Consider the following 16,916-nt stretch of genomic DNA (forward strand, 5'->3'; position numbering starts at 1 on the left):
ATAGCAAAAAAATAACACAGAACTCGGAGATTTACCTTGAAATTTAAATCTCCGGGCCCTGGTACCTACGGATTGTTACTATTTATTTATCTCTCCAGATAATACGTCCTTTGTCAAGGTCATATGGAGAAAGTTCTATTGTTACTTTGTCTCCGGGAAGGATACGGATAAAATTCATCCGCAGCTTGCCGCTGATATGAGCCAGCACCACATGCTTGTTCTCAAGTTCAACTCTGAACATGGCATTCGGCAGCTTTTCCAGCACCCTTCCTTCTACTTCAATTACATCTGCCTTCGACATTCCTTAAACCTCCTTGGTCTTAATTGCTTTTCTAATTTCTTCATCTAGGAGTGGCCTGCTGTAAGCCAGCTTCTCACCGATGATTTCGGCCATTGTAAATTCAGGCTGTATATGCCTTCTTTTCTTTTTCTTAGGATTTTTGACAAGACGGGTTTTCCCGTCAGCCAGATATACCATATCCCCATCCACCGCAGTTACGATGTACAACTTTCCCTTATCATGCCCGGCCAGACTCCTGGCGAACATGCCGACTTTAAGTTCCTTCATCCCGCTGCCTCTTAATGGGATAGGGTGAGAATTTCCGGTTCCCCTTCTGTAATCAGAACCGTATTCTCATAATGAGCGGAAAGCGTTCCATCTTCAGTTACTACTGTCCAGTCATCATCCAGCCATACGACCTCCGGTCGTCCTATATTAATCATAGGCTCTATGGCCAGTGTCATTCCGGGCTGAAGCCGAATTCCTCTGCTTTTGCAGGCAAAATTCGGGATCTGAGGATCCTCATGCAGATGTGTTCCTATTCCATGTCCTACCAGTTCACGAACCACTCCATAGCCAAAGCTTTCCGCATAATTCCCAATTGCCGAAGATATCTCATGTAGATGATTGCCGGCTTTCGCAAATTTAATTCCCTCAAAAAAGCTTTGTCTGGTTACACGCATCAGCTGTGAAGCCTCGTCACTGACCTCGCCCACGGCATGTGTACGTGCTGCATCCGAATGATATCCTTTATATATAAGGCCGGCATCCAGACTTACGATGTCACCCTCCTCCAGAATGTGATTCTTATTTGGTATTCCATGAACGACCTCATCATTTACTGAGACACAGATAGATGCAGGGTATCCATTATAATTCAAAAAGTTTGGGATACATCCAAAACTTCTGATTATTTCTTCTCCAAGATGATCGATATCCCAAGTTGAAATACCGGGCTTAATCGCTTTTTCAAGTTCATCATGAACCTTTTCAAGCAACATTCCGGCATGACGCATAAGTTCAATTTCTCTGGCAGTTTTAATTGATACAGACATATTCTTAAGCTCCTAAAATCTTCGTGATGTCATTGAACAAAACTTCGATGTCCAAGGTTCCATCAACTTCAACCAATGCACCAGCCGCACGATAATAATCTATCAATGGCTGCGTCTGGGCATGGTAGACACTCAGACGTTTCTTAACGGTTTCCGGTTTATCATCTTCACGCAGCGTCAGTTTTTCTCCGCATGCATCACAGATGCCTTCTACTTTCGGCGCATTATTCTCAACATGATACGTATTTCCACAGGCCAGGCATGCACGGCGCCCGGACATACGTCTAATAATATTCTCATCCGGCACTTCCACATCTATGGCATAATCAATCTTTTCACCACGTTCAAGCAAAGCATCGGTAAGTGCTTCTGCCTGGGGAATAGTTCTTGGAAAACCATCCAATATATAACCTTTCGATGTATCTGGCTGCGAGATCCGGTCAACAACCAGATCACACGTCAGTTCATCGGGTACCAAGAGCCCCTGCTTCATAAATTCCTTTGCTTTTCTCCCCAATTCTGTCCCATTCTTAATGTTTGCACGAAAAATATCCCCGGTGGATATATGCGGTATCCCATATTTTTCCGCTATTTTCTTAGCCTGCGTACCCTTACCCGCACCCGGTGCACCTAACATAATAATTTTCATAAGCTTCCTCTCCTTCAACCTTAAATAGTTTATTCCCTTTGATGTTATTATAATCACCAGACATGCATATACGCAATACTTTTATTATTTAAACTATAAAAACAGCTTTCCTGTTAAGCATAAAAGCTGTGACGGAAAACCACGCCACAGCCCATGTCAACGTTCTTAGTCGTTCAGGAAGCCTTTATAATTACGTACTAACATCATGGATTCAACCTGCTTTAAGGTCTCCAGAATAACAGATACAACAATGATAAGGGATGTGCCGCCAAAGGACACCTGCGCACTGAACATGCCGTTAAAGAAAAATGGTATGACAGCCACAATCGTAAGACCTGCAGCACCTATAAAAATAATGTAATTCAAGATGGAATTCAGATATTCTACAGTCGGTTTACCCGGACGAATCCCTGGTATAAATCCACCCTGCTTTTTCATATTATCCGCTACCTCCAAAGGATTGAAGGTAATAGAAGTGTAGAAATAAGCAAAGAAAACAACCAGAACAATATACAGAATTATTCCAAGTGTATCAAACATATTATCTCTGTTAAACCAGTTAGCGGAGTTCAGCACACCCAGCACTTTACCGCCCCAGCCTCCCACATTGGTTTTTCCTGCAAAGGAAGCTATAATTCCCGGAAAAGACATAATTGATGATGTGAAGATAATTGGAATTACTCCTGCAGTATTCACCTTTAAGGGGATGTTTGAGGACTGTCCTCCGACCATCTTCCTTCCTTGCATCTTCTTGGAATACTGAACAGGAATCCTGCGTTCCGCACCATTTAAAACTAATACAAAGACAGTCACAGCCAGTACAATTGCCAGAATAAGCAGTGCACGAAGCGATCCCATTAGAATTGTCTGTCCCTTAATAAACTGCTTGAATAATTTCACAAAATCTGTCGGAATTCTGGAAAGAATATTAATTAACAAGACTGTGGAAATACCGTTTCCCACACCCTTATCGTTAATCTGCTCACCGACCCACATTAAAAAGGCAGAACCTGCTGTTAAAGACGCAACAACAATTATGACATTGACAACTGTCATTTCGGTTATCAAACCCTTGTTCCCAAATCCGATGGCCATTGCAATTGATTCAAACAATGCCAGACCAACAGTAACATAACGTGTAATTGCGGTAATCTTTTTTCTTCCATCCTCCCCATCTCTTTGCATCTCTTCCAACTGCGGAATCGCAATTGTGAGAAGCTGAATGATAATTGAGGAGGTGATATAGGGTGTAATGCTAAGGGCAAAAATTGAAAAATTATCAAATCCGCCACCGGTAAACGCATTTAGAAAGCTAAATGCGTCGTTCGTATTATTCGCAAAAAAGTTGGCAAAAAATGCAGTATTAACACCCGGTACCGGCAGCTGAGATCCAAAGCGGATCACCACCAGCATCATAAGCACATACAAAATCTTCCGACGTATTTCCTGGATTTTAAATGCATCTCTTAATGTCCTGAACATTAGATCACCTCGGCTGCTCCACCTGCCGCCTCAATTTTAGCTTTTGCGCTTTCACTGAAGGCGTTCACTTTCACTGTTAGTTTTTTTGAAATTTCACCATTGCCTAATATTTTAACACCATCTTTGGGGTTAGTTACAATTCCACTTTCAACTAAGGCAGCTACAGTTACCTCCGCCCCATCTTCAAATCGGTCTAAGGCACTTACATTAATTCCGACGATTTCCTTCGTGTTTCTGTTTTTGAAACCTCTCTTAGGAAGACGTCTGTATAATGGCATCTGTCCGCCTTCAAAACCTGGTCTTGTTGCTCCGGAACGAGCTTTTTGTCCCTTATGACCTTTACCTGCTGTTTTTCCATTTCCTGACCCATGTCCACGGCCACGGCGAAACATATTGCTTTGTCTGGAACCTTCAGCTGGCTGTAAATTTGATAAGTCCATTCTGGTACCTCCTTCTATCGTGATGACCAAAGCCTTCCCGTCTCCGGAAATGCATCTGGCCATTTTTAAATTAAAAACGGAATTATGCTTCCTCCACCTTAACCAGATGGCATACCTGATTAATCATACCACGAACGGATGCATTATCAGGAAGTTCAACCGTTTTGTTGAGTTTCTTCAAGCCCAATGCTTCAACTGTCTTTTTGTGTTTCGGTATAGCACCGATTGTAGACTTTACTAATGTTACTTTTAATTTATCTGCCATTTTTCAATCCTCCTTTAAGCCAGAATTTCATCAACAGATTTTCCGCGGAGTTTTGCAACCTCTTCCGGTGTCTTCAACTGACTTAATCCATCAATCGTTGCCAACACTACGTTCTGTTTGTTGTTTGAGCCTAAAGATTTCGTACGGATATTCTTGATTCCAGATAACTCAATTACTGCACGTACCGGACCTCCTGCGATAACACCAGTACCATCCGGAGCTCTCTTCAGCAATACTTCCGCGCTGCCGAACTTTCCTGTAAAGTCATGGGTAATACTGTTATTTTCATCAGTTGCCACCTTAATCAGCTTCTTCATAGCGTCTTCTTTTCCTTTGCGGATTGCTTCAGGAATTTCAGTTGCCTTTCCAAGTCCTGCACCAACGTGTCCGTTGCGGTCTCCTACAACTACTAAAGCAGTGAAACGGAAGTTACGACCACCTTTAACAACCTTGGTAACACGCTTGATAGAAACAACTTTTTCTTCCAGTTCTAACTGGCTGGCATCAATGATTGTATGTCTCATGTGTTCTTTTCCTTCCTTTCCTAGAATTTCAGACCAGCTTCACGGGCTGCGTCTGCCAATGCCTGAACCTTACCCTGGTATATGAAGCCGCCTCTGTCAAAGACAACTTCCTTAATACCTGCCTCTGCGGCTCTCTTTCCAATTACAGTTCCTAAATATGCTGCTGCTTTAACGTCGTTGGTTTTCTCTAATTCTGCTTTTACATCTTTCTGAAGAGTAGAAGCGGAAACCAAAGTATTTCCAACTGTATCGTCAATAATCTGAGCATACATATGATTATTGCTTCTAAACACGCAAAGACGTGGTTTAGCAGCGGTACCTGCGATATGATTACGCATTCTTTTATGCTTTTTCTGGCGAACTTGCGCTCTTGATACTTTATTAATCATTTCCACACTCTCCTTATTTATTTCTTACCAGTCTTACCAACTTTACGTCTGATAACTTCATCAGCATACTTAATACCTTTTCCTTTATAAGGTTCAGGTCTTCTCTTGTCTCTGATCTCAGCAGCATATTGGCCTACTTTTTCTTTATCGATTCCCTTCACGGTAATCTTGTTTCCTTCTACTGTGGATTCCAATCCTTCCGGATCTTCCATCTCCACCGGATGAGAGTAACCTAATGACAATACCAGCTTTTTACCCTGCTTAGCTGCTTTATATCCTACACCGTTAACTTCCAGAACTTTCTGATAGCCTTCACTTACACCGACAACCATGTTGTGAATCAATGTTCTGGTTAAACCATGTAATGCCTTCATTTTCTTCAGATCACTTGGTCTTGTAACAACTACCTGATTATCTTCCAGTTTGATTTCCATCTCTTCCGGAAGAGACTTTTCAAGTGTTCCTTTCGGTCCTTTTACAATTACATCATTGTTCTCTTTGATATCAACAGTAACTCCTGCCGGAACAACGACTGGCAGTCTTCCAATACGTGACATACCAAATTTCCTCCTATAACTTAAATTTTCGGAAGGGACTCAACAGGTTCCCTTCTGTTTTCAGTTTCCTAAAGTGCAGCGGTGCAGACGCGCTGGCACCTCACACTAAACTGCTTTCAATTACCAAACGAAAGCTAATACTTCGCCGCCAACCTGAAGTCTACGAGCATCTTTGTCGGTGATAACACCCTGGTTTGTTGAGAGAATTGCTACACCTAAACCTCCAAGAACTTTTGGCAGCTGCTCTTTGTTTACGTAGATACGCAGACCTGGTTTTGAAATTTTCTTCAGTCCTGTGATAATCTTTTCATTTTTATCTGCACCATATTTTAACGTAATATGGATTGTTTTAAACTTCCCCTCTTCAATCAGATCATATTTAGCAATATAACCTTCATTCACAAGGATATCAGCAATAGCGATTTTCATTTTTGATGCCGGAACATCTACGGTATCGTGCTTTGCAGTATTTGCATTACGGATTCTTGTAAGCATATCTGCAATCGGATCACTCATTGTCATTGTTTTGCCTCCTTCTATATCTATCTTAAGCGGGTCGGTTCGTTCAACTAAGCTCCTGCTTTGCATTCGCTAAGATTCACGAACGGCTTTCTCGCTAAACTCTGTCGGCGCCTTACGGCTTGCCAATCGTTAAGCGTTTGGCGGGTTAGTTCGTTCAACTAAGCTCTTGCTTTGCATTCGCTAAGGTTCACGAACGGCTTTCTCGCTAAACTCTGTCGGCGCCTTACGGCTTGCCAATCGTTAAGCGTTTGGCGGGTTAGTTCGTTCAACTAAGCTCTTGCTTTGCATTCGCTAAGGTTCACGAACGGCTTTCTCGCTAAACTCTGTCGGCGCCTTACGGCTTGCCAATCGTTAAGCGTTCAATGCCTACCAGCTCGCTTTCTTTACTCCTGGGATCTGGCCTTTGTATGCTAACTCACGGAAGCAGATTCTGCAAATTCCGTATTTTCTGAGATACGCATGTGGACGTCCACAGATTCTGCAGCGGTTGTATGCTCTTGTGGAGTATTTCGGTGCACGCTGCTGTTTGATTTTCATTGCTGTTTTAGCCATGAATAACTTCCTCCTTATTTAGCGAACGGCATGTTGAATTGTGCCAATAATTCACGGGCTTCTTCATCTGTCTTTGCAGTTGTAACGAAGATGATGTCCATTCCGCGGACTTTGTCAATCTTGTCGTACTCAATCTCAGGGAAGATAAGCTGCTCTTTAATGCCAAGAGCATAGTTTCCTCTGCCATCAAATGAATTGGGATTCACACCGCGGAAGTCACGTACACGTGGTAATGCAAGGTTAATCAGACGATCCGCGAACTCATACATTCTTTCGCCCCTTAAGGTTACCTTGCAGCCGATTGGCATTCCCTCTCTCAATTTGAAATTAGCGATGGAATTCTTAGCTTTGGTAAGCACAGCCTTCTGGCCGGTAATCGTTTCCAGATCACTTACTGCTGAATCTAAAACTTTTGCATTTTCCTTTGCCTCACCAACGCCCATGTTAATAACGATCTTTGCGAGTTTCGGCACTTCCATAACATTTTTATATTCAAACTTCTTCATCAACGCATCGACGATTTCGTTGTTATAGGTTTCATGTAATCTACTCACTGTTTAGGCCTCCTCTCTTTCTTAATCGATTACTTCGCCTGTTGACTTAGCAACACGGACCTTCTTGTCTCCATCCATCCTGTAGCCAATTCTGGTTGCTTTTCCATTATGAAGGTACATTACATTGGAAATCTGAATTGGAGCTTCCTTCGTAATAATACCTCCCTGCTGATTAGCCATAGAAGGTTTCGAGTGCTTTGTAACCATATTAATGCCTTCAACGACAACTTTTCCATCCTTCACGGAAAGTACTTTGCCTTCTTTATCTTTATCTTTACCAGCGATAACTCTAACCGTATCGCCTCTTTTAATCTTAACTGCCATGATTTACCTCCTATAATACTTCCGGAGCTAAAGAAACAATTTTCATAAAGTGTTTCTCACGAAGCTCTCTGGCTACTGGCCCAAAAATACGGGTTCCTCTTGGAGTCTTGTCATCTTTGATAATAACAGCTGCATTTTCATCAAATTTGATATAGGAACCATCTTTACGATGGCTGCCTTTTACAGTGCGGACAACGACTGCTTTCACAACGTCTCCTTTTTTTACAACGCCGCCTGGTGTTGCATCCTTGACCGTAGCAACAATAACATCGCCGATGTTTGCATATCTTCTCGTAGAGCCGCCCATAACGCGTATGCAGAGGATTTCCTTTGCGCCAGTATTATCAGCGACTTTTAATCTGCTTTCCTGCTGAATCATGCTAGTACCCTCCTTATTTTGCTCTTTCTAGAATCTGAACCAGTCTCCATCTTTTATCCTTTGATAGCGGTCTGGTTTCCATAACCTTGACGGTGTCGCCAATTCTGCACTCGTTATTCTCATCATGTGCTTTCAATTTATATGTCTTCTTTACGATCTTTTTGTAAAGCGGATGTTTCACATGATCTTCAATGGCTACAACAACAGTCTTATCCATCTTGTCACTGACAACTTTACCAACACGTGTTTTTCTCAGATTTCTTTCTGTCACGATTTTCATTCTCCTTTCATAAGGAAATTCTTCCTACGCCTAATTAGCTGCTTTTGCTTTCTCGGCAATTACAGTCTGAATTCTGGCAATATTTTTCCGAACATCTTTAATTCTGCTCGTGTTTTCCAATTGATTGGTTGCATTCTGGAATCTCAGATTAAAGAGTTCCTTCTTAGCAGCTACTAATTCTTCATTTAATTCTGCAGCTGATTTTAACTTTAAATCTTCTACATACTTATTAATTTTCACTGTTATCACCGCCTTCTAAGTCTGCACGCGAAACGATTTTACATTTACATGGTAACTTATGCATAGCAAGACGTAATGCTTCACGAGCTGTTTCTTCTGATACACCTGCGATTTCGAACATTACACGACCTGGTTTTACAACTGCTACCCAGTATTCAAGGGCTCCTTTACCAGAACCCATACGAGTTTCTGCTGGTTTTGCTGTTACAGGTTTATCCGGAAAAATCTTAATCCAAACTTTACCACCACGCTTGATATAACGGGTCATGGCAACACGGGCTGCTTCTATCTGATTGGACTTAATCCAACAAGGCTCAGCAGCTACCAAACCATAATCTCCATAGCTGATTGTATTGCCTCTTAAGGCTTTTCCCTTCATGGATCCACGGAATTGTTTACGACGTTTTACTCTCTTTGGCATTAACATAATTATTTATCGCTCCCTTCCTTAGCTCCTTTGGTTGGAAGTACTTCGCCATTGTAGACCCAAGCTTTTACGCCAACTTTGCCGTATGTTGTGTCTGCTTCAGCGAAACCATAGTCGATATCTGCACGTAAAGTCTGCAGCGGAATTGTTCCCTCGCTGTAAAATTCTGTACGTGCCATATCTGCTCCACCAAGACGACCGGATACAGATGTTTTGATTCCTTCGGCTCCGGATCTCATCGTTCTCTGCATCGTAGACTTCATAGCACGACGGAAAGAAATACGATTCTCCAGCTGCAGCGCGATGTTTTCAGCTACCAGCTGAGCATCACGGTCCGGTCTCTTAACTTCCTTGATATCCACAATCAGTTTCTTATCTGTATAATTCTTAAGTTCAGCCTTTACTTTTTCTATTTCAGATCCACCCTTACCGATTACGATACCCGGCTTTGCTGTATAGATAATGATTTTCACTCTGTCAGATGCTCTTTCAATTTCAATTCTGGATACACCTGCGCTGTATAATTTCTTTTTCAGAAATGTTCTGATATTGTAATCTTCAACCAGATAATCGGCAAAGTCACTTTCTGCATACCATTTGGAATCCCAGTCTTTGATAACTCCGACTCTGATACCATGTGGGTTAACTTTCTGTCCCATGATTCCCCTCCTTATCTTTCATCTAATACGATAGAGATATGACTGTTTCTCTTTTCGATACGATATGCTCTACCCTGTGCTCTCGGCTTGATTCTCTTCATGGTCGGTGCTTTGTTTGCATAGCACTCTGCTACATACAGGTTTTCCTTGCTCAGACCATTGTTGTTTTCAGCGTTTGCAACAGCTGACTCCAACAGTTTTTTGATTACGCTGGAAGCATATCTCGGGTTATAGGTCAGGATGCCAAGTGCAGTCTCAACATCTTTTCCACGAATTACATCTAATACATAGCAAGCCTTCTGAACTGACATTCTGGCATATGACAGTTTTGCCGAAGGTCTTGTGTCTTTCACTTCATTTCTTGCTCTTTTAATCTGACTTCTATGTCCTTTAGCCATGATTAACAGGCCTCCTTTCATATACTAGCGAACGCCGGATCTCTTTTCGTCCTTGCCGTGTCCTCTATAGGTTCTGGTTGCAACGAACTCTCCGAGTTTGTGACCAACCATATCTTCTGATATATATACCGGCACGTGTTTTCTTCCGTCATGAACTGCAATTGTATGTCCTACAAATGTCGGGAAGATTGTAGAACGACGTGACCAGGTTTTAATAACTGTTTTATCTCCGGATGCGTTTGCAGCATCTACTTTTTTCAGTAAACTTTTGTCTGCAAATGGTCCTTTTTTCAGTGAACGAGCCATTCGTTTAACCTCCTTTATTTAGCTAATGCCTTACCATCTTTTCTTCTTATGATGAGCTTGTTAGACTGCTTGTTCTTCTTTCTTGTCTTAAGGCCAAGAGCAGGTTTACCCCAAGGTGTACTTGGACCCGGACGTCCGATTCCTGTCTTACCTTCACCACCACCATGCGGATGGTCATTCGGATTCATAACTGATCCACGTACAGTCGGGCGGATACCCATGTTCCGCTTCCGTCCGGCCTTACCGATGTTAATCAGGCTGTGGTCACCATTTCCAACAACGCCAACAGTTGCACGACACTCAATCGGAACCATTCTCATCTCGCCTGAAGGAAGTCTCAAGGTTGCGTATTTACCTTCTTTTGCCATCAACTGAGCTCCGTTACCTGCGGAACGAACCATCTGTCCGCCCCTGCCAAGATGCAATTCAATATTGTGTACCATAGTACCAACCGGAATCTGGGATAACGGAAGGCAGTTTCCAACACGAACTTCCGCGTTCGGACCATTCATAATCTTATGTCCCACTTTTAATCCTTCAGGAGCAAGGATGTATGCTTTTTCACCATCTGCATAGCAGATCAAAGCAATATTTGCTGTTCTGTTCGGATCATATTCAATGGATTTTACCAATGCAGGAACATCGTCTTTTCTTCTTTTAAAATCGATGATTCTATATTTTCTTCTGCTTCCGCCTCCACGATGTCTTACTGTGATTTTACCCTGGTTATTACGTCCAGCGGTTTTGTTCAGAGACACCACCAGAGATTTCTCCGGCGTGGACTTAGTGATTTCAGCGAAATCAGAAGTGGTCATATGTCTTCTGGAAGGTGTATATGGGTTAAAGCTTTTAATTCCCATTACGATTTCTCCTTTCAAATCTCAATGTTTATTATCGCACTTTACATGTGCTTAAGGCAGGACCTCTGTTTTAAAGTCCTTCAAAGATCTCAATATCTTTACTGTCTTCTGTCAGAGCAACAATTGCTTTTTTACTCTTGGCTGTTCTTCCAACCACCATACCACGGCGTTTTTTCTTTCCGTCCATGTTCATGGTATTAACACTCTTTACTTTTGTTCCTTCGAACATCTTCTCAACAGCTTCTTTTATCTGTGATTTATTGGCCTCTGGGTGAACTAAGAACGTGTATTTCTTCTCGCCCATTGCGTTCATACTTTTCTCTGTCACAACCGGTTTTAAAATCACATCATAATACTGAATATTTGCCATTATGCGTACACCTCCTCAATGGATGCAACACTTGCTTTCGTTGCAATTACGGTGTTGTATTTCAGCAGATCATATACGTTTATAGTACCAGCTGTGGCAGTGGTAACTCCCGGAATATTCCTTGCAGATAATACTACGTTTTTGCTGTTATCTTCAACAACTACAATTGCATTTGCAACCTTTAAATTGTCTAAAACCTTTTTCATCTCTTTCGTCTTAACTTCATCCAGTTTCAGTTCATCAAGCACGAGAAACTTGTTCTCCTGAACTTTACTCGTCAATACGGAAAGAAGCGCAGCTTTTTTCTCTTTCTTATTCATCTTGAAAGAGTAATCTCTTGGTGTGGGAGCAAATACTACTCCGCCGCCTGTCCACTGAGGTGCTCTGATTGACCCCTGTCTTGCATGACCGGTTCCCTTTTGTCTCCAGGGTTTTCTTCCGCCGCCTCTTACTTCGGAACGCGTCTTAGCTTTCTGTGTTCCCTGACGATTATTTGCAAGCTGAAGCACAACTGCCTGATGTACCAGATGTTCTTTAATTTCAACACCGAATACAGTATCATTCAGTTCGATGGCGCCAACTTCTTTGCCTTCCATATTATAAACAGATACGTTTGACATCTGTGTGTCCTCCTTTCCTATAAAGAATTACTTTATAGTTTTTACAGTTTCTTTAATCGCTACCAATGATTTTTTAGGTCCCGGTACAGAGCCTTTTACCAGTAACAGATTGTTCTCAGCATCAACACGTACAACCTCAAGATTCTGAATTGTAATCTGCTTGCTGCCCATATGTCCCGGCATCTTCTTTCCTTTGAATACTTTACTGGGATCAGAAGCGGAACCATTGGAACCTGCATGGCGATGATATTTAGAGCCGTGAGTCATAGGTCCTCTGGACTGATTATGCCTCTTAATGGCACCCTGAAATCCTTTACCTTTGGAAATAGCAGTCGCATCAATCTTATCGCCTGCGCCAAAGATATCGGCTTTGATTTCCTGTCCTAATTCATAATTTTCTGCATCTTCAAACTTAAATTCTCTGAGGAATCTTTTGTAAGAGACACCAGCTTTGTCAAACTGTCCCTTCATCGGCTTGTTAACGAGTTTTTCTCTCTTGTCAGCAAAGCCAACCTGAACCGCACTGTATCCGTCATTGTCCTGTGTTTTAACCTGGGTCACAACGCAAGGACCAGCCTGCAGTACAGTTACCGGAATAACGGCTCCATCTTCATCGAAGATTTGAGTCATTCCAACCTTAGTAGCTAAAATCGCTTTCTTCATTCTTTTTACCTCCTGTTTTTCTACAGCGGAACGCCGCACACTGCGGAGTTCATCCTAGCACAGTTGATATAAGTGGAACACTATAACCCCAGTGTACTGGTACACCGACGGGATGTTGATTCCTTCGAATGTGTTTCTTCTATATCAAATAACTTAGGATATCTTTGTTTGCAATGAAATACCGTTCCAAGCATGAATGAAATATTTATTTTGTCTTCATCTTGATGTCGATATAGACACCTGCCGGCATTTCCAGTCTTGATAATGCATCTACCGTCTTCTGTGTCGGTGCGATGATATCAATCAGTCTCTTATGAGTTCTCTGTTCGAACTGCTCACGGGAATCTTTGTACTTGTGTACTGCCCTTAAAATAGTAACAACTTCCTTTTTTGTCGGAAGCGGAACCGGTCCGCTCACAGTTGCTCCGTTCTTCTTCACAGTTTCGATAATCTTTGCGGCGGATGCATCCACCAATTGATGCTCGTAAGCTTTTAATGTGATTCTCATAACTTGACTTGCCATAAAAAAAGTCGCCTCCTTATTCGCACTTTTTGAGTACGACAAGCGGTGACTGTACACTTCTCCGTGTGTGTCCTAAACCTTCACACGTTGTTTCCACTCACGGTGGACTATTCTCTTTGTACAGTGACTTGTCGCCAGTTTCATAACTTGACATTCGCTCCACGGAAAACCCACTTTTCAGCAGCAACCTCACGCTTCCACGCTATCAATGTCACAACAGTAATCATTATACAGAATATTTTTGCATAATGCAAGGGTTTTTTTATTTTTTCAAAAAAAGATGACCGGTCTGAGGCTTTACAACCTTAAGACCGGTCATATACGAGTTTATAATATTTCGGAATAATCCACAAGGGAAAGTCCATCCTCTTCCACTTCGATTACTTCGGGATCGTCTCCACCCGCATGTGCCTTTTCCAGAATTTCATCAACTGTCAGCGCAGGCATAGCCAGTTTTCTGGATTCAGCCGGAATCTGCTCATTTTTCAATTCAGAATTATGCTGCATAATATCCTCACCTTTGCTCTTTTCAAAATCCTTATCCATTTCGTATTCCAGAGCGGCTTGAATCGCAGCCGTTAAATCTTCTGTATTGTCCTGTCGTATCACCTGTTCCGAATCCGGTTCCGATATTTTTTTCACAGCTTCTTCTATATTTATTTCTTCTACTTCATCTGCCGGTTCCAAAATCAGTTCCCGCGTCTCGGCTTCTATATCTTCTGCTGCGTTCCCATGTGTTTCAGAACTCTGTATCTCCTGGATACCGCTCTTCGCCTGTTCCGCTGAAGAGGTATCCTGCATATAACTCATCTCTTCTACGATATCCTTCTCTTTGGCAGGTTCTTCCTTCTTCGGCTTTCCGCGGCGTTTTTCTTTTTTCTTTCTGGCCTTTCTTTCCCGTCTGCTCAGTTTTGCTTCCGGTTCTTCCTCTTCTTCTGCTATTAGTTCGCCGTTTTTTTCCTCTGTTTCTCCAATCTGTTCATCTTCCTTATCCATATCCTCTTCATCGTCGTTCTTCCAGATTTCTGAAAGTATGAACAGGATTACCAGAAAGGCGACGGCAAGACCAAGGATGATTCTGCCTTCAAATGTCTGCATGGCTATCGAAACATAACCGATGAAGGGGATTGTGATCAGAACCTTTTCGCCTGTCCCACGCAAGGTGACTTCTTCTGTTGTCCCTCCCTTGCCTTTCACGGTATAGTGTCCTGTATCCGAATCTATCTCAATAATCTCAGCTGCATAAACAGATGTGTTAGTCGTGCGAAGCAGTTTGTCACCTGCCTCCAGTTTGTCCAGACTCACGGTCCGCCCATACACAACAGAACCATTGCTTAAATTTGTATCCGTAATGCTGTCACCTACAATAGCGGTGGATATCCCTGCAAATTGGGGTACAATCAAAGCCAGACCGGTCAACAGAAAACATACAACACATAGATTAACAATGAATCTCAAAAATTTTGCCATCAAATATTTCTCCTTGGTATATTTCATTCCGTGGTTTTTATTATAGCGCGTTTTAATAAAATATGCAAGAATTCCAAACTGCCACTTGCATCCTTTTTCCATCTCTTTTATACTAGTAGTATGAACCCTACGATAAAAACAATTGAAGATCTTTCCCTGAATGCCTGGCCTTCTCATCAGATTCAGATATACGATGGGTGGATTCTCAGATTTTCCTACTTTTACACGCACCGAACCAACAGCGTAGAACAGATTGGTGAATCCTCCATTCCCCTAAACCAGAAAATTGACTACTGTGAATCGGTTTACCGCCAATGGGGCACGCCTGCCATCTTTAAAATCAGTCCCCTGGTCTCCCCTGCGTTTGACCGCTTGCTGGAATCACGCAGATATATGATACAGCATTCCACAGATGTCATGGTTATGGCGCTTGAGAAGAGCCATCGTTTTTCCGGCTCCCCCTGTATCAATATCAGCAGCTCCATATCACCCGGCTGGATTGAAGGGCTTTTTGCGCTGAAAGGCACTACAAATGTGATGCATAAAACTGTGGTTCCTTCTATGTACCGTGCAATTCCCAAAGAAACCATCTGTGCATCTATACGGGAACAGGGGAAGATTGTGGCAACCGGTCTGGGGATTCTGGACCGGAACTATATAGGCCTTTATGCCATCCATGTGCATCCCGCCTACCGGGGCCGTGGATACGCAAAAGCCATATGTTCTGCCATCCTTCAAAATGGAATTCTAAGAGGCGCCGACAGCGCTTACCTGCAAGTGGTAAAAGGTAATATTCCTGCCGTAACCCTCTATGAATCAATAGGATTTCAATATCTGTATAATTACTGGTTCCGTACCCGGCTTCTCTTATAAGGCAGGGCTGTTACAATATCTGTAACAGCCCCCACTTTTATTTATTCGTCAGATATTCTTCGACACTTTTTATTGCATCCTCTTCATCAGCTCCATCACTGACAATCGTAACTTTTTCACCCGTATCCAATCCCAGCGCCATCATCCCCATAATGCTCTTGGCATTCACCCTTTTGCCGGGGGTTTCAAGATAAATATCGCTGCTGAACTGGCTGGCCACTTGTACTAACAGCGCTACAGGACGCGCTTCCATTCCAGTTGCGAGTTCGATGGTAATTGGTTTCCTAATCATAATAATTCTCCTCCTTGTTTCCTCTTAACTCCTCTGCTATGCTGCTTAGTTTCCTTAATCTATGATTGACTCCTGACTTTCCGACTGAAGGATTCAGCATCAACCCCAACTCCTTCAGAGTCGCTTCCGGATATTGCAGCCTGAGCTGCGCAATCTCTTCCAGAGCATCCGAAAGTTCAGAAAATCCAATGGACTCCCTAATATAAGAGATATCATCAATTTGCTTTACTGCCGCACTCACAGTCTTGTTGATATTCGCAGCCTCACAATTCACTTTCCGGTTCACACTTCCCCTCATCTCTTTCAGAATCCTGATATTCTCCAGATCCAGAAGGGATATATTCGCTTCCATAAATCCTAAAAGAGACACAATTTGTGAGCCTTCCTTTACATAAACCACATAGTACTTTTTCCTCTGTACAATCTTAGCATCAATATCAAATCCACAGATTAACGCCCTCAGCTGCTCCGCTTTCTGGCAGGTAGCACATACAATTTCATAATGATAAAACCGATATGGATTACTGATGGAACCGGCTGCCAGAAATGCCCCTCTTAAAAATGCACGGCGGCAGCAATCCCTTTGTACAATAACATTATGTTCCAGAGACAGGTTCTCTTTAACTTCGTAGTTTTCATCTAACAATCTGGCTGCCTGTAATACTTTAAGCGTATCTTTATGCTCTGAGACGGTAATCGTATAGGTTCTGCTCTTCTTTTGATTATTACCTCTGCGCACTGTGATTTCTGCTTCTATCTTAAATGTTTTCCTCAATAAAGTAAAGAACTTTCTTGCAACCCATAAATTTTCTGTCTGTATCCGTATTGAAAACCGGTCTCGCGCAGTTATCTTTACATGACCGCAAAAGCTGATTATTGCAGCGATTTCCGCAATCTGACAGTGCCTTGCAGCCGGATTCTGTCTGGATAATTCTTCCTTCACACTACTGGAAAAAGACATCC

The 16,916-nt window shown here is 42.4% G+C and carries 30 protein-coding genes; 1 reads left to right on the forward strand and 29 read right to left on the reverse strand.

The window, feature by feature from the left end; genetic code table 11:
- Positions 1-82: 82 nt before the first annotated feature.
- From infA to KNL20_RS13695, 27 genes are all read right to left on the reverse strand, one after another.
- Positions 83-301: a translation initiation factor IF-1 gene (gene infA / locus KNL20_RS13565; protein WP_230398261.1), complete on the reverse strand. Its 219-nt coding sequence runs from the start codon at positions 299-301 to the stop codon at positions 83-85.
- Between the two features lie 3 nt (positions 302-304).
- Entirely contained in the window at positions 305-568 is a 264-nt protein-coding gene (locus KNL20_RS13570) for a KOW domain-containing RNA-binding protein (RefSeq protein ID WP_230398262.1), read from the reverse strand.
- Positions 569-579: 11 nt separating this feature from the next.
- Positions 580-1,335, reverse strand: coding sequence for a type I methionyl aminopeptidase (map, locus tag KNL20_RS13575; RefSeq protein ID WP_230398263.1), 756 nt, complete (start codon positions 1,333-1,335; stop codon positions 580-582).
- Between the two features lie 4 nt (positions 1,336-1,339).
- Entirely contained in the window at positions 1,340-1,984 is a 645-nt protein-coding gene (locus KNL20_RS13580) for an adenylate kinase (protein ID WP_230398264.1), read from the reverse strand.
- A gap of 165 nt (positions 1,985-2,149) precedes the next feature.
- On the reverse strand, positions 2,150-3,466 hold the full coding sequence (gene secY, locus KNL20_RS13585) for a preprotein translocase subunit SecY (protein WP_230398265.1): 1,317 nt from the start codon (positions 3,464-3,466) through the stop codon (positions 2,150-2,152).
- Entirely contained in the window at positions 3,466-3,906 is a 441-nt protein-coding gene (gene rplO / locus KNL20_RS13590; RefSeq protein ID WP_230398266.1) for a 50S ribosomal protein L15, read from the reverse strand. Before rplO ends, secY begins: the two co-directional genes overlap by 1 nt.
- Before the next feature lie 82 nt (positions 3,907-3,988).
- Positions 3,989-4,171 carry a 50S ribosomal protein L30 gene (gene rpmD / locus KNL20_RS13595; protein WP_230398267.1) on the reverse strand — a complete coding sequence of 61 codons (183 nt, stop codon included), beginning with the start codon at positions 4,169-4,171 and terminating at the stop codon, positions 3,989-3,991.
- Positions 4,172-4,185: 14 nt separating this feature from the next.
- Positions 4,186-4,695: a 30S ribosomal protein S5 gene (rpsE, locus tag KNL20_RS13600; protein ID WP_230398268.1), complete on the reverse strand. Its 510-nt coding sequence runs from the start codon at positions 4,693-4,695 to the stop codon at positions 4,186-4,188.
- 20 nt (positions 4,696-4,715) lie between these two features.
- Entirely contained in the window at positions 4,716-5,084 is a 369-nt protein-coding gene (gene rplR / locus KNL20_RS13605) for a 50S ribosomal protein L18 (RefSeq protein ID WP_230398269.1), read from the reverse strand.
- Positions 5,085-5,101: 17 nt separating this feature from the next.
- A complete protein-coding gene (rplF, locus tag KNL20_RS13610; RefSeq protein WP_230398270.1) occupies positions 5,102-5,641 on the reverse strand; it encodes a 50S ribosomal protein L6 in 540 nt (179 codons plus the stop codon).
- A gap of 120 nt (positions 5,642-5,761) precedes the next feature.
- Positions 5,762-6,163 carry a 30S ribosomal protein S8 gene (gene rpsH / locus KNL20_RS13615; protein WP_230398271.1) on the reverse strand — a complete coding sequence of 134 codons (402 nt, stop codon included), beginning with the start codon at positions 6,161-6,163 and terminating at the stop codon, positions 5,762-5,764.
- A gap of 366 nt (positions 6,164-6,529) precedes the next feature.
- Complete coding sequence (locus tag KNL20_RS13620) at positions 6,530-6,715, reverse strand: type Z 30S ribosomal protein S14 (protein ID WP_230398272.1); 186 nt, start codon at positions 6,713-6,715, stop codon at positions 6,530-6,532.
- Between the two features lie 14 nt (positions 6,716-6,729).
- Positions 6,730-7,269 (reverse strand): 50S ribosomal protein L5, encoded by a 540-nt coding sequence (gene rplE / locus KNL20_RS13625; RefSeq protein ID WP_230398273.1) that lies wholly within the window; start codon positions 7,267-7,269, stop codon positions 6,730-6,732.
- Positions 7,270-7,290: 21 nt separating this feature from the next.
- Complete coding sequence (gene rplX, locus KNL20_RS13630) at positions 7,291-7,596, reverse strand: 50S ribosomal protein L24 (RefSeq protein ID WP_230400123.1); 306 nt, start codon at positions 7,594-7,596, stop codon at positions 7,291-7,293.
- A gap of 7 nt (positions 7,597-7,603) precedes the next feature.
- Positions 7,604-7,972 carry a 50S ribosomal protein L14 gene (gene rplN / locus KNL20_RS13635; protein WP_230398274.1) on the reverse strand — a complete coding sequence of 123 codons (369 nt, stop codon included), beginning with the start codon at positions 7,970-7,972 and terminating at the stop codon, positions 7,604-7,606.
- A gap of 13 nt (positions 7,973-7,985) precedes the next feature.
- Positions 7,986-8,252 carry a 30S ribosomal protein S17 gene (gene rpsQ / locus KNL20_RS13640; protein ID WP_329957473.1) on the reverse strand — a complete coding sequence of 89 codons (267 nt, stop codon included), beginning with the start codon at positions 8,250-8,252 and terminating at the stop codon, positions 7,986-7,988.
- A 30-nt stretch (positions 8,253-8,282) separates the two neighbouring features.
- A complete protein-coding gene (gene rpmC / locus KNL20_RS13645; protein WP_230398276.1) occupies positions 8,283-8,492 on the reverse strand; it encodes a 50S ribosomal protein L29 in 210 nt (69 codons plus the stop codon).
- Positions 8,482-8,919: a 50S ribosomal protein L16 gene (gene rplP, locus KNL20_RS13650; protein WP_230398277.1), complete on the reverse strand. Its 438-nt coding sequence runs from the start codon at positions 8,917-8,919 to the stop codon at positions 8,482-8,484. Before rplP ends, rpmC begins: the two co-directional genes overlap by 11 nt.
- A gap of 2 nt (positions 8,920-8,921) precedes the next feature.
- On the reverse strand, positions 8,922-9,578 hold the full coding sequence (gene rpsC / locus KNL20_RS13655; protein WP_230398278.1) for a 30S ribosomal protein S3: 657 nt from the start codon (positions 9,576-9,578) through the stop codon (positions 8,922-8,924).
- An 11-nt stretch (positions 9,579-9,589) separates the two neighbouring features.
- The gene (gene rplV / locus KNL20_RS13660) at positions 9,590-9,976 is read right to left on the reverse strand and encodes a 50S ribosomal protein L22 (protein ID WP_230398279.1); all 387 of its coding nucleotides are present in this window, start codon (positions 9,974-9,976) and stop codon (positions 9,590-9,592) included.
- A gap of 24 nt (positions 9,977-10,000) precedes the next feature.
- On the reverse strand, positions 10,001-10,282 hold the full coding sequence (gene rpsS, locus KNL20_RS13665) for a 30S ribosomal protein S19 (RefSeq protein WP_230398280.1): 282 nt from the start codon (positions 10,280-10,282) through the stop codon (positions 10,001-10,003).
- A 14-nt stretch (positions 10,283-10,296) separates the two neighbouring features.
- A complete protein-coding gene (gene rplB / locus KNL20_RS13670; protein WP_230398281.1) occupies positions 10,297-11,142 on the reverse strand; it encodes a 50S ribosomal protein L2 in 846 nt (281 codons plus the stop codon).
- A gap of 70 nt (positions 11,143-11,212) precedes the next feature.
- Positions 11,213-11,512: a 50S ribosomal protein L23 gene (gene rplW / locus KNL20_RS13675; protein ID WP_230398282.1), complete on the reverse strand. Its 300-nt coding sequence runs from the start codon at positions 11,510-11,512 to the stop codon at positions 11,213-11,215.
- Positions 11,512-12,132, reverse strand: a complete 621-nt coding sequence (rplD, locus tag KNL20_RS13680) for a 50S ribosomal protein L4 (protein WP_230398283.1) — start codon at positions 12,130-12,132, stop codon at positions 11,512-11,514. Before rplD ends, rplW begins: the two co-directional genes overlap by 1 nt.
- A gap of 27 nt (positions 12,133-12,159) precedes the next feature.
- The gene (rplC, locus tag KNL20_RS13685) at positions 12,160-12,795 is read right to left on the reverse strand and encodes a 50S ribosomal protein L3 (protein ID WP_230398284.1); all 636 of its coding nucleotides are present in this window, start codon (positions 12,793-12,795) and stop codon (positions 12,160-12,162) included.
- Positions 12,796-13,000: 205 nt separating this feature from the next.
- Positions 13,001-13,318, reverse strand: coding sequence for a 30S ribosomal protein S10 (rpsJ, locus tag KNL20_RS13690; RefSeq protein ID WP_230398285.1), 318 nt, complete (start codon positions 13,316-13,318; stop codon positions 13,001-13,003).
- Positions 13,319-13,645: 327 nt separating this feature from the next.
- Complete coding sequence (locus KNL20_RS13695) at positions 13,646-14,788, reverse strand: hypothetical protein (RefSeq protein ID WP_230398286.1); 1,143 nt, start codon at positions 14,786-14,788, stop codon at positions 13,646-13,648.
- Between the two features lie 120 nt (positions 14,789-14,908).
- Here KNL20_RS13695 and KNL20_RS13700 point away from each other — a divergent pair, with 120 nt between their 5' ends.
- On the forward strand, positions 14,909-15,661 hold the full coding sequence (locus KNL20_RS13700) for a GNAT family N-acetyltransferase (RefSeq protein ID WP_230398287.1): 753 nt from the start codon (positions 14,909-14,911) through the stop codon (positions 15,659-15,661).
- A 37-nt stretch (positions 15,662-15,698) separates the two neighbouring features.
- Here KNL20_RS13700 and KNL20_RS13705 read toward each other — a convergent pair whose 3' ends face one another.
- Both KNL20_RS13705 and whiA read right to left on the reverse strand, forming a co-directional pair.
- Entirely contained in the window at positions 15,699-15,953 is a 255-nt protein-coding gene (locus tag KNL20_RS13705) for an HPr family phosphocarrier protein (protein ID WP_230398288.1), read from the reverse strand.
- Complete coding sequence (whiA, locus tag KNL20_RS13710) at positions 15,946-16,914, reverse strand: DNA-binding protein WhiA (RefSeq protein WP_230398289.1); 969 nt, start codon at positions 16,912-16,914, stop codon at positions 15,946-15,948. Before whiA ends, KNL20_RS13705 begins: the two co-directional genes overlap by 8 nt.
- Positions 16,915-16,916 lie beyond the last annotated feature (2 nt).

It is taken from the genome of Novisyntrophococcus fermenticellae (assembly GCF_018866245.1).
Classification (GTDB): Bacteria; Bacillota; Clostridia; order Lachnospirales; family Lachnospiraceae; genus Novisyntrophococcus; species Novisyntrophococcus fermenticellae.

Excerpts from the sequence above, each read along its gene's own strand:
- infA (WP_230398261.1), bottom strand. The coding sequence starts at position 301 with ATGTCGAAGGCAGATGTAATTGAAGTAGAAGGAAGGGTGCTGGAAAAG.
- KNL20_RS13570 (WP_230398262.1), bottom strand. The coding sequence starts at position 568 with ATGAAGGAACTTAAAGTCGGCATGTTCGCCAGGAGTCTGGCCGGGCAT.
- map (WP_230398263.1), bottom strand. The coding sequence starts at position 1,335 with ATGTCTGTATCAATTAAAACTGCCAGAGAAATTGAACTTATGCGTCAT.
- KNL20_RS13580 (WP_230398264.1), bottom strand. The coding sequence starts at position 1,984 with ATGAAAATTATTATGTTAGGTGCACCGGGTGCGGGTAAGGGTACGCAG.
- secY (WP_230398265.1), bottom strand. The coding sequence starts at position 3,466 with ATGTTCAGGACATTAAGAGATGCATTTAAAATCCAGGAAATACGTCGG.
- rplO (WP_230398266.1), bottom strand. The coding sequence starts at position 3,906 with ATGGACTTATCAAATTTACAGCCAGCTGAAGGTTCCAGACAAAGCAAT.
- rpmD (WP_230398267.1), bottom strand. The coding sequence starts at position 4,171 with ATGGCAGATAAATTAAAAGTAACATTAGTAAAGTCTACAATCGGTGCT.
- rpsE (WP_230398268.1), bottom strand. The coding sequence starts at position 4,695 with ATGAGACATACAATCATTGATGCCAGCCAGTTAGAACTGGAAGAAAAA.
- rplR (WP_230398269.1), bottom strand. The coding sequence starts at position 5,084 with ATGATTAATAAAGTATCAAGAGCGCAAGTTCGCCAGAAAAAGCATAAA.
- rplF (WP_230398270.1), bottom strand. The coding sequence starts at position 5,641 with ATGTCACGTATTGGAAGACTGCCAGTCGTTGTTCCGGCAGGAGTTACT.
- rpsH (WP_230398271.1), bottom strand. The coding sequence starts at position 6,163 with ATGACAATGAGTGATCCGATTGCAGATATGCTTACAAGAATCCGTAAT.
- KNL20_RS13620 (WP_230398272.1), bottom strand. The coding sequence starts at position 6,715 with ATGGCTAAAACAGCAATGAAAATCAAACAGCAGCGTGCACCGAAATAC.
- rplN (WP_230398274.1), bottom strand. The coding sequence starts at position 7,972 with ATGATTCAGCAGGAAAGCAGATTAAAAGTCGCTGATAATACTGGCGCA.
- rpsQ (WP_329957473.1), bottom strand. The coding sequence starts at position 8,252 with ATGAAAATCGTGACAGAAAGAAATCTGAGAAAAACACGTGTTGGTAAA.
- rplP (WP_230398277.1), bottom strand. The coding sequence starts at position 8,919 with ATGTTAATGCCAAAGAGAGTAAAACGTCGTAAACAATTCCGTGGATCC.
- rpsC (WP_230398278.1), bottom strand. The coding sequence starts at position 9,578 with ATGGGACAGAAAGTTAACCCACATGGTATCAGAGTCGGAGTTATCAAA.
- rplV (WP_230398279.1), bottom strand. The coding sequence starts at position 9,976 with ATGGCTAAAGGACATAGAAGTCAGATTAAAAGAGCAAGAAATGAAGTG.
- rpsS (WP_230398280.1), bottom strand. The coding sequence starts at position 10,282 with ATGGCTCGTTCACTGAAAAAAGGACCATTTGCAGACAAAAGTTTACTG.
- rplB (WP_230398281.1), bottom strand. The coding sequence starts at position 11,142 with ATGGGAATTAAAAGCTTTAACCCATATACACCTTCCAGAAGACATATG.
- rplW (WP_230398282.1), bottom strand. The coding sequence starts at position 11,512 with ATGGCAAATATTCAGTATTATGATGTGATTTTAAAACCGGTTGTGACA.
- rplD (WP_230398283.1), bottom strand. The coding sequence starts at position 12,132 with ATGTCAAACGTATCTGTTTATAATATGGAAGGCAAAGAAGTTGGCGCC.
- rplC (WP_230398284.1), bottom strand. The coding sequence starts at position 12,795 with ATGAAGAAAGCGATTTTAGCTACTAAGGTTGGAATGACTCAAATCTTC.
- rpsJ (WP_230398285.1), bottom strand. The coding sequence starts at position 13,318 with ATGGCAAGTCAAGTTATGAGAATCACATTAAAAGCTTACGAGCATCAA.
- KNL20_RS13695 (WP_230398286.1), bottom strand. The coding sequence starts at position 14,788 with ATGGCAAAATTTTTGAGATTCATTGTTAATCTATGTGTTGTATGTTTT.
- KNL20_RS13700 (WP_230398287.1), top strand. The coding sequence starts at position 14,909 with ATGAACCCTACGATAAAAACAATTGAAGATCTTTCCCTGAATGCCTGG.
- KNL20_RS13705 (WP_230398288.1), bottom strand. The coding sequence starts at position 15,953 with ATGATTAGGAAACCAATTACCATCGAACTCGCAACTGGAATGGAAGCG.
- whiA (WP_230398289.1), bottom strand. The coding sequence starts at position 16,914 with ATGTCTTTTTCCAGTAGTGTGAAGGAAGAATTATCCAGACAGAATCCG.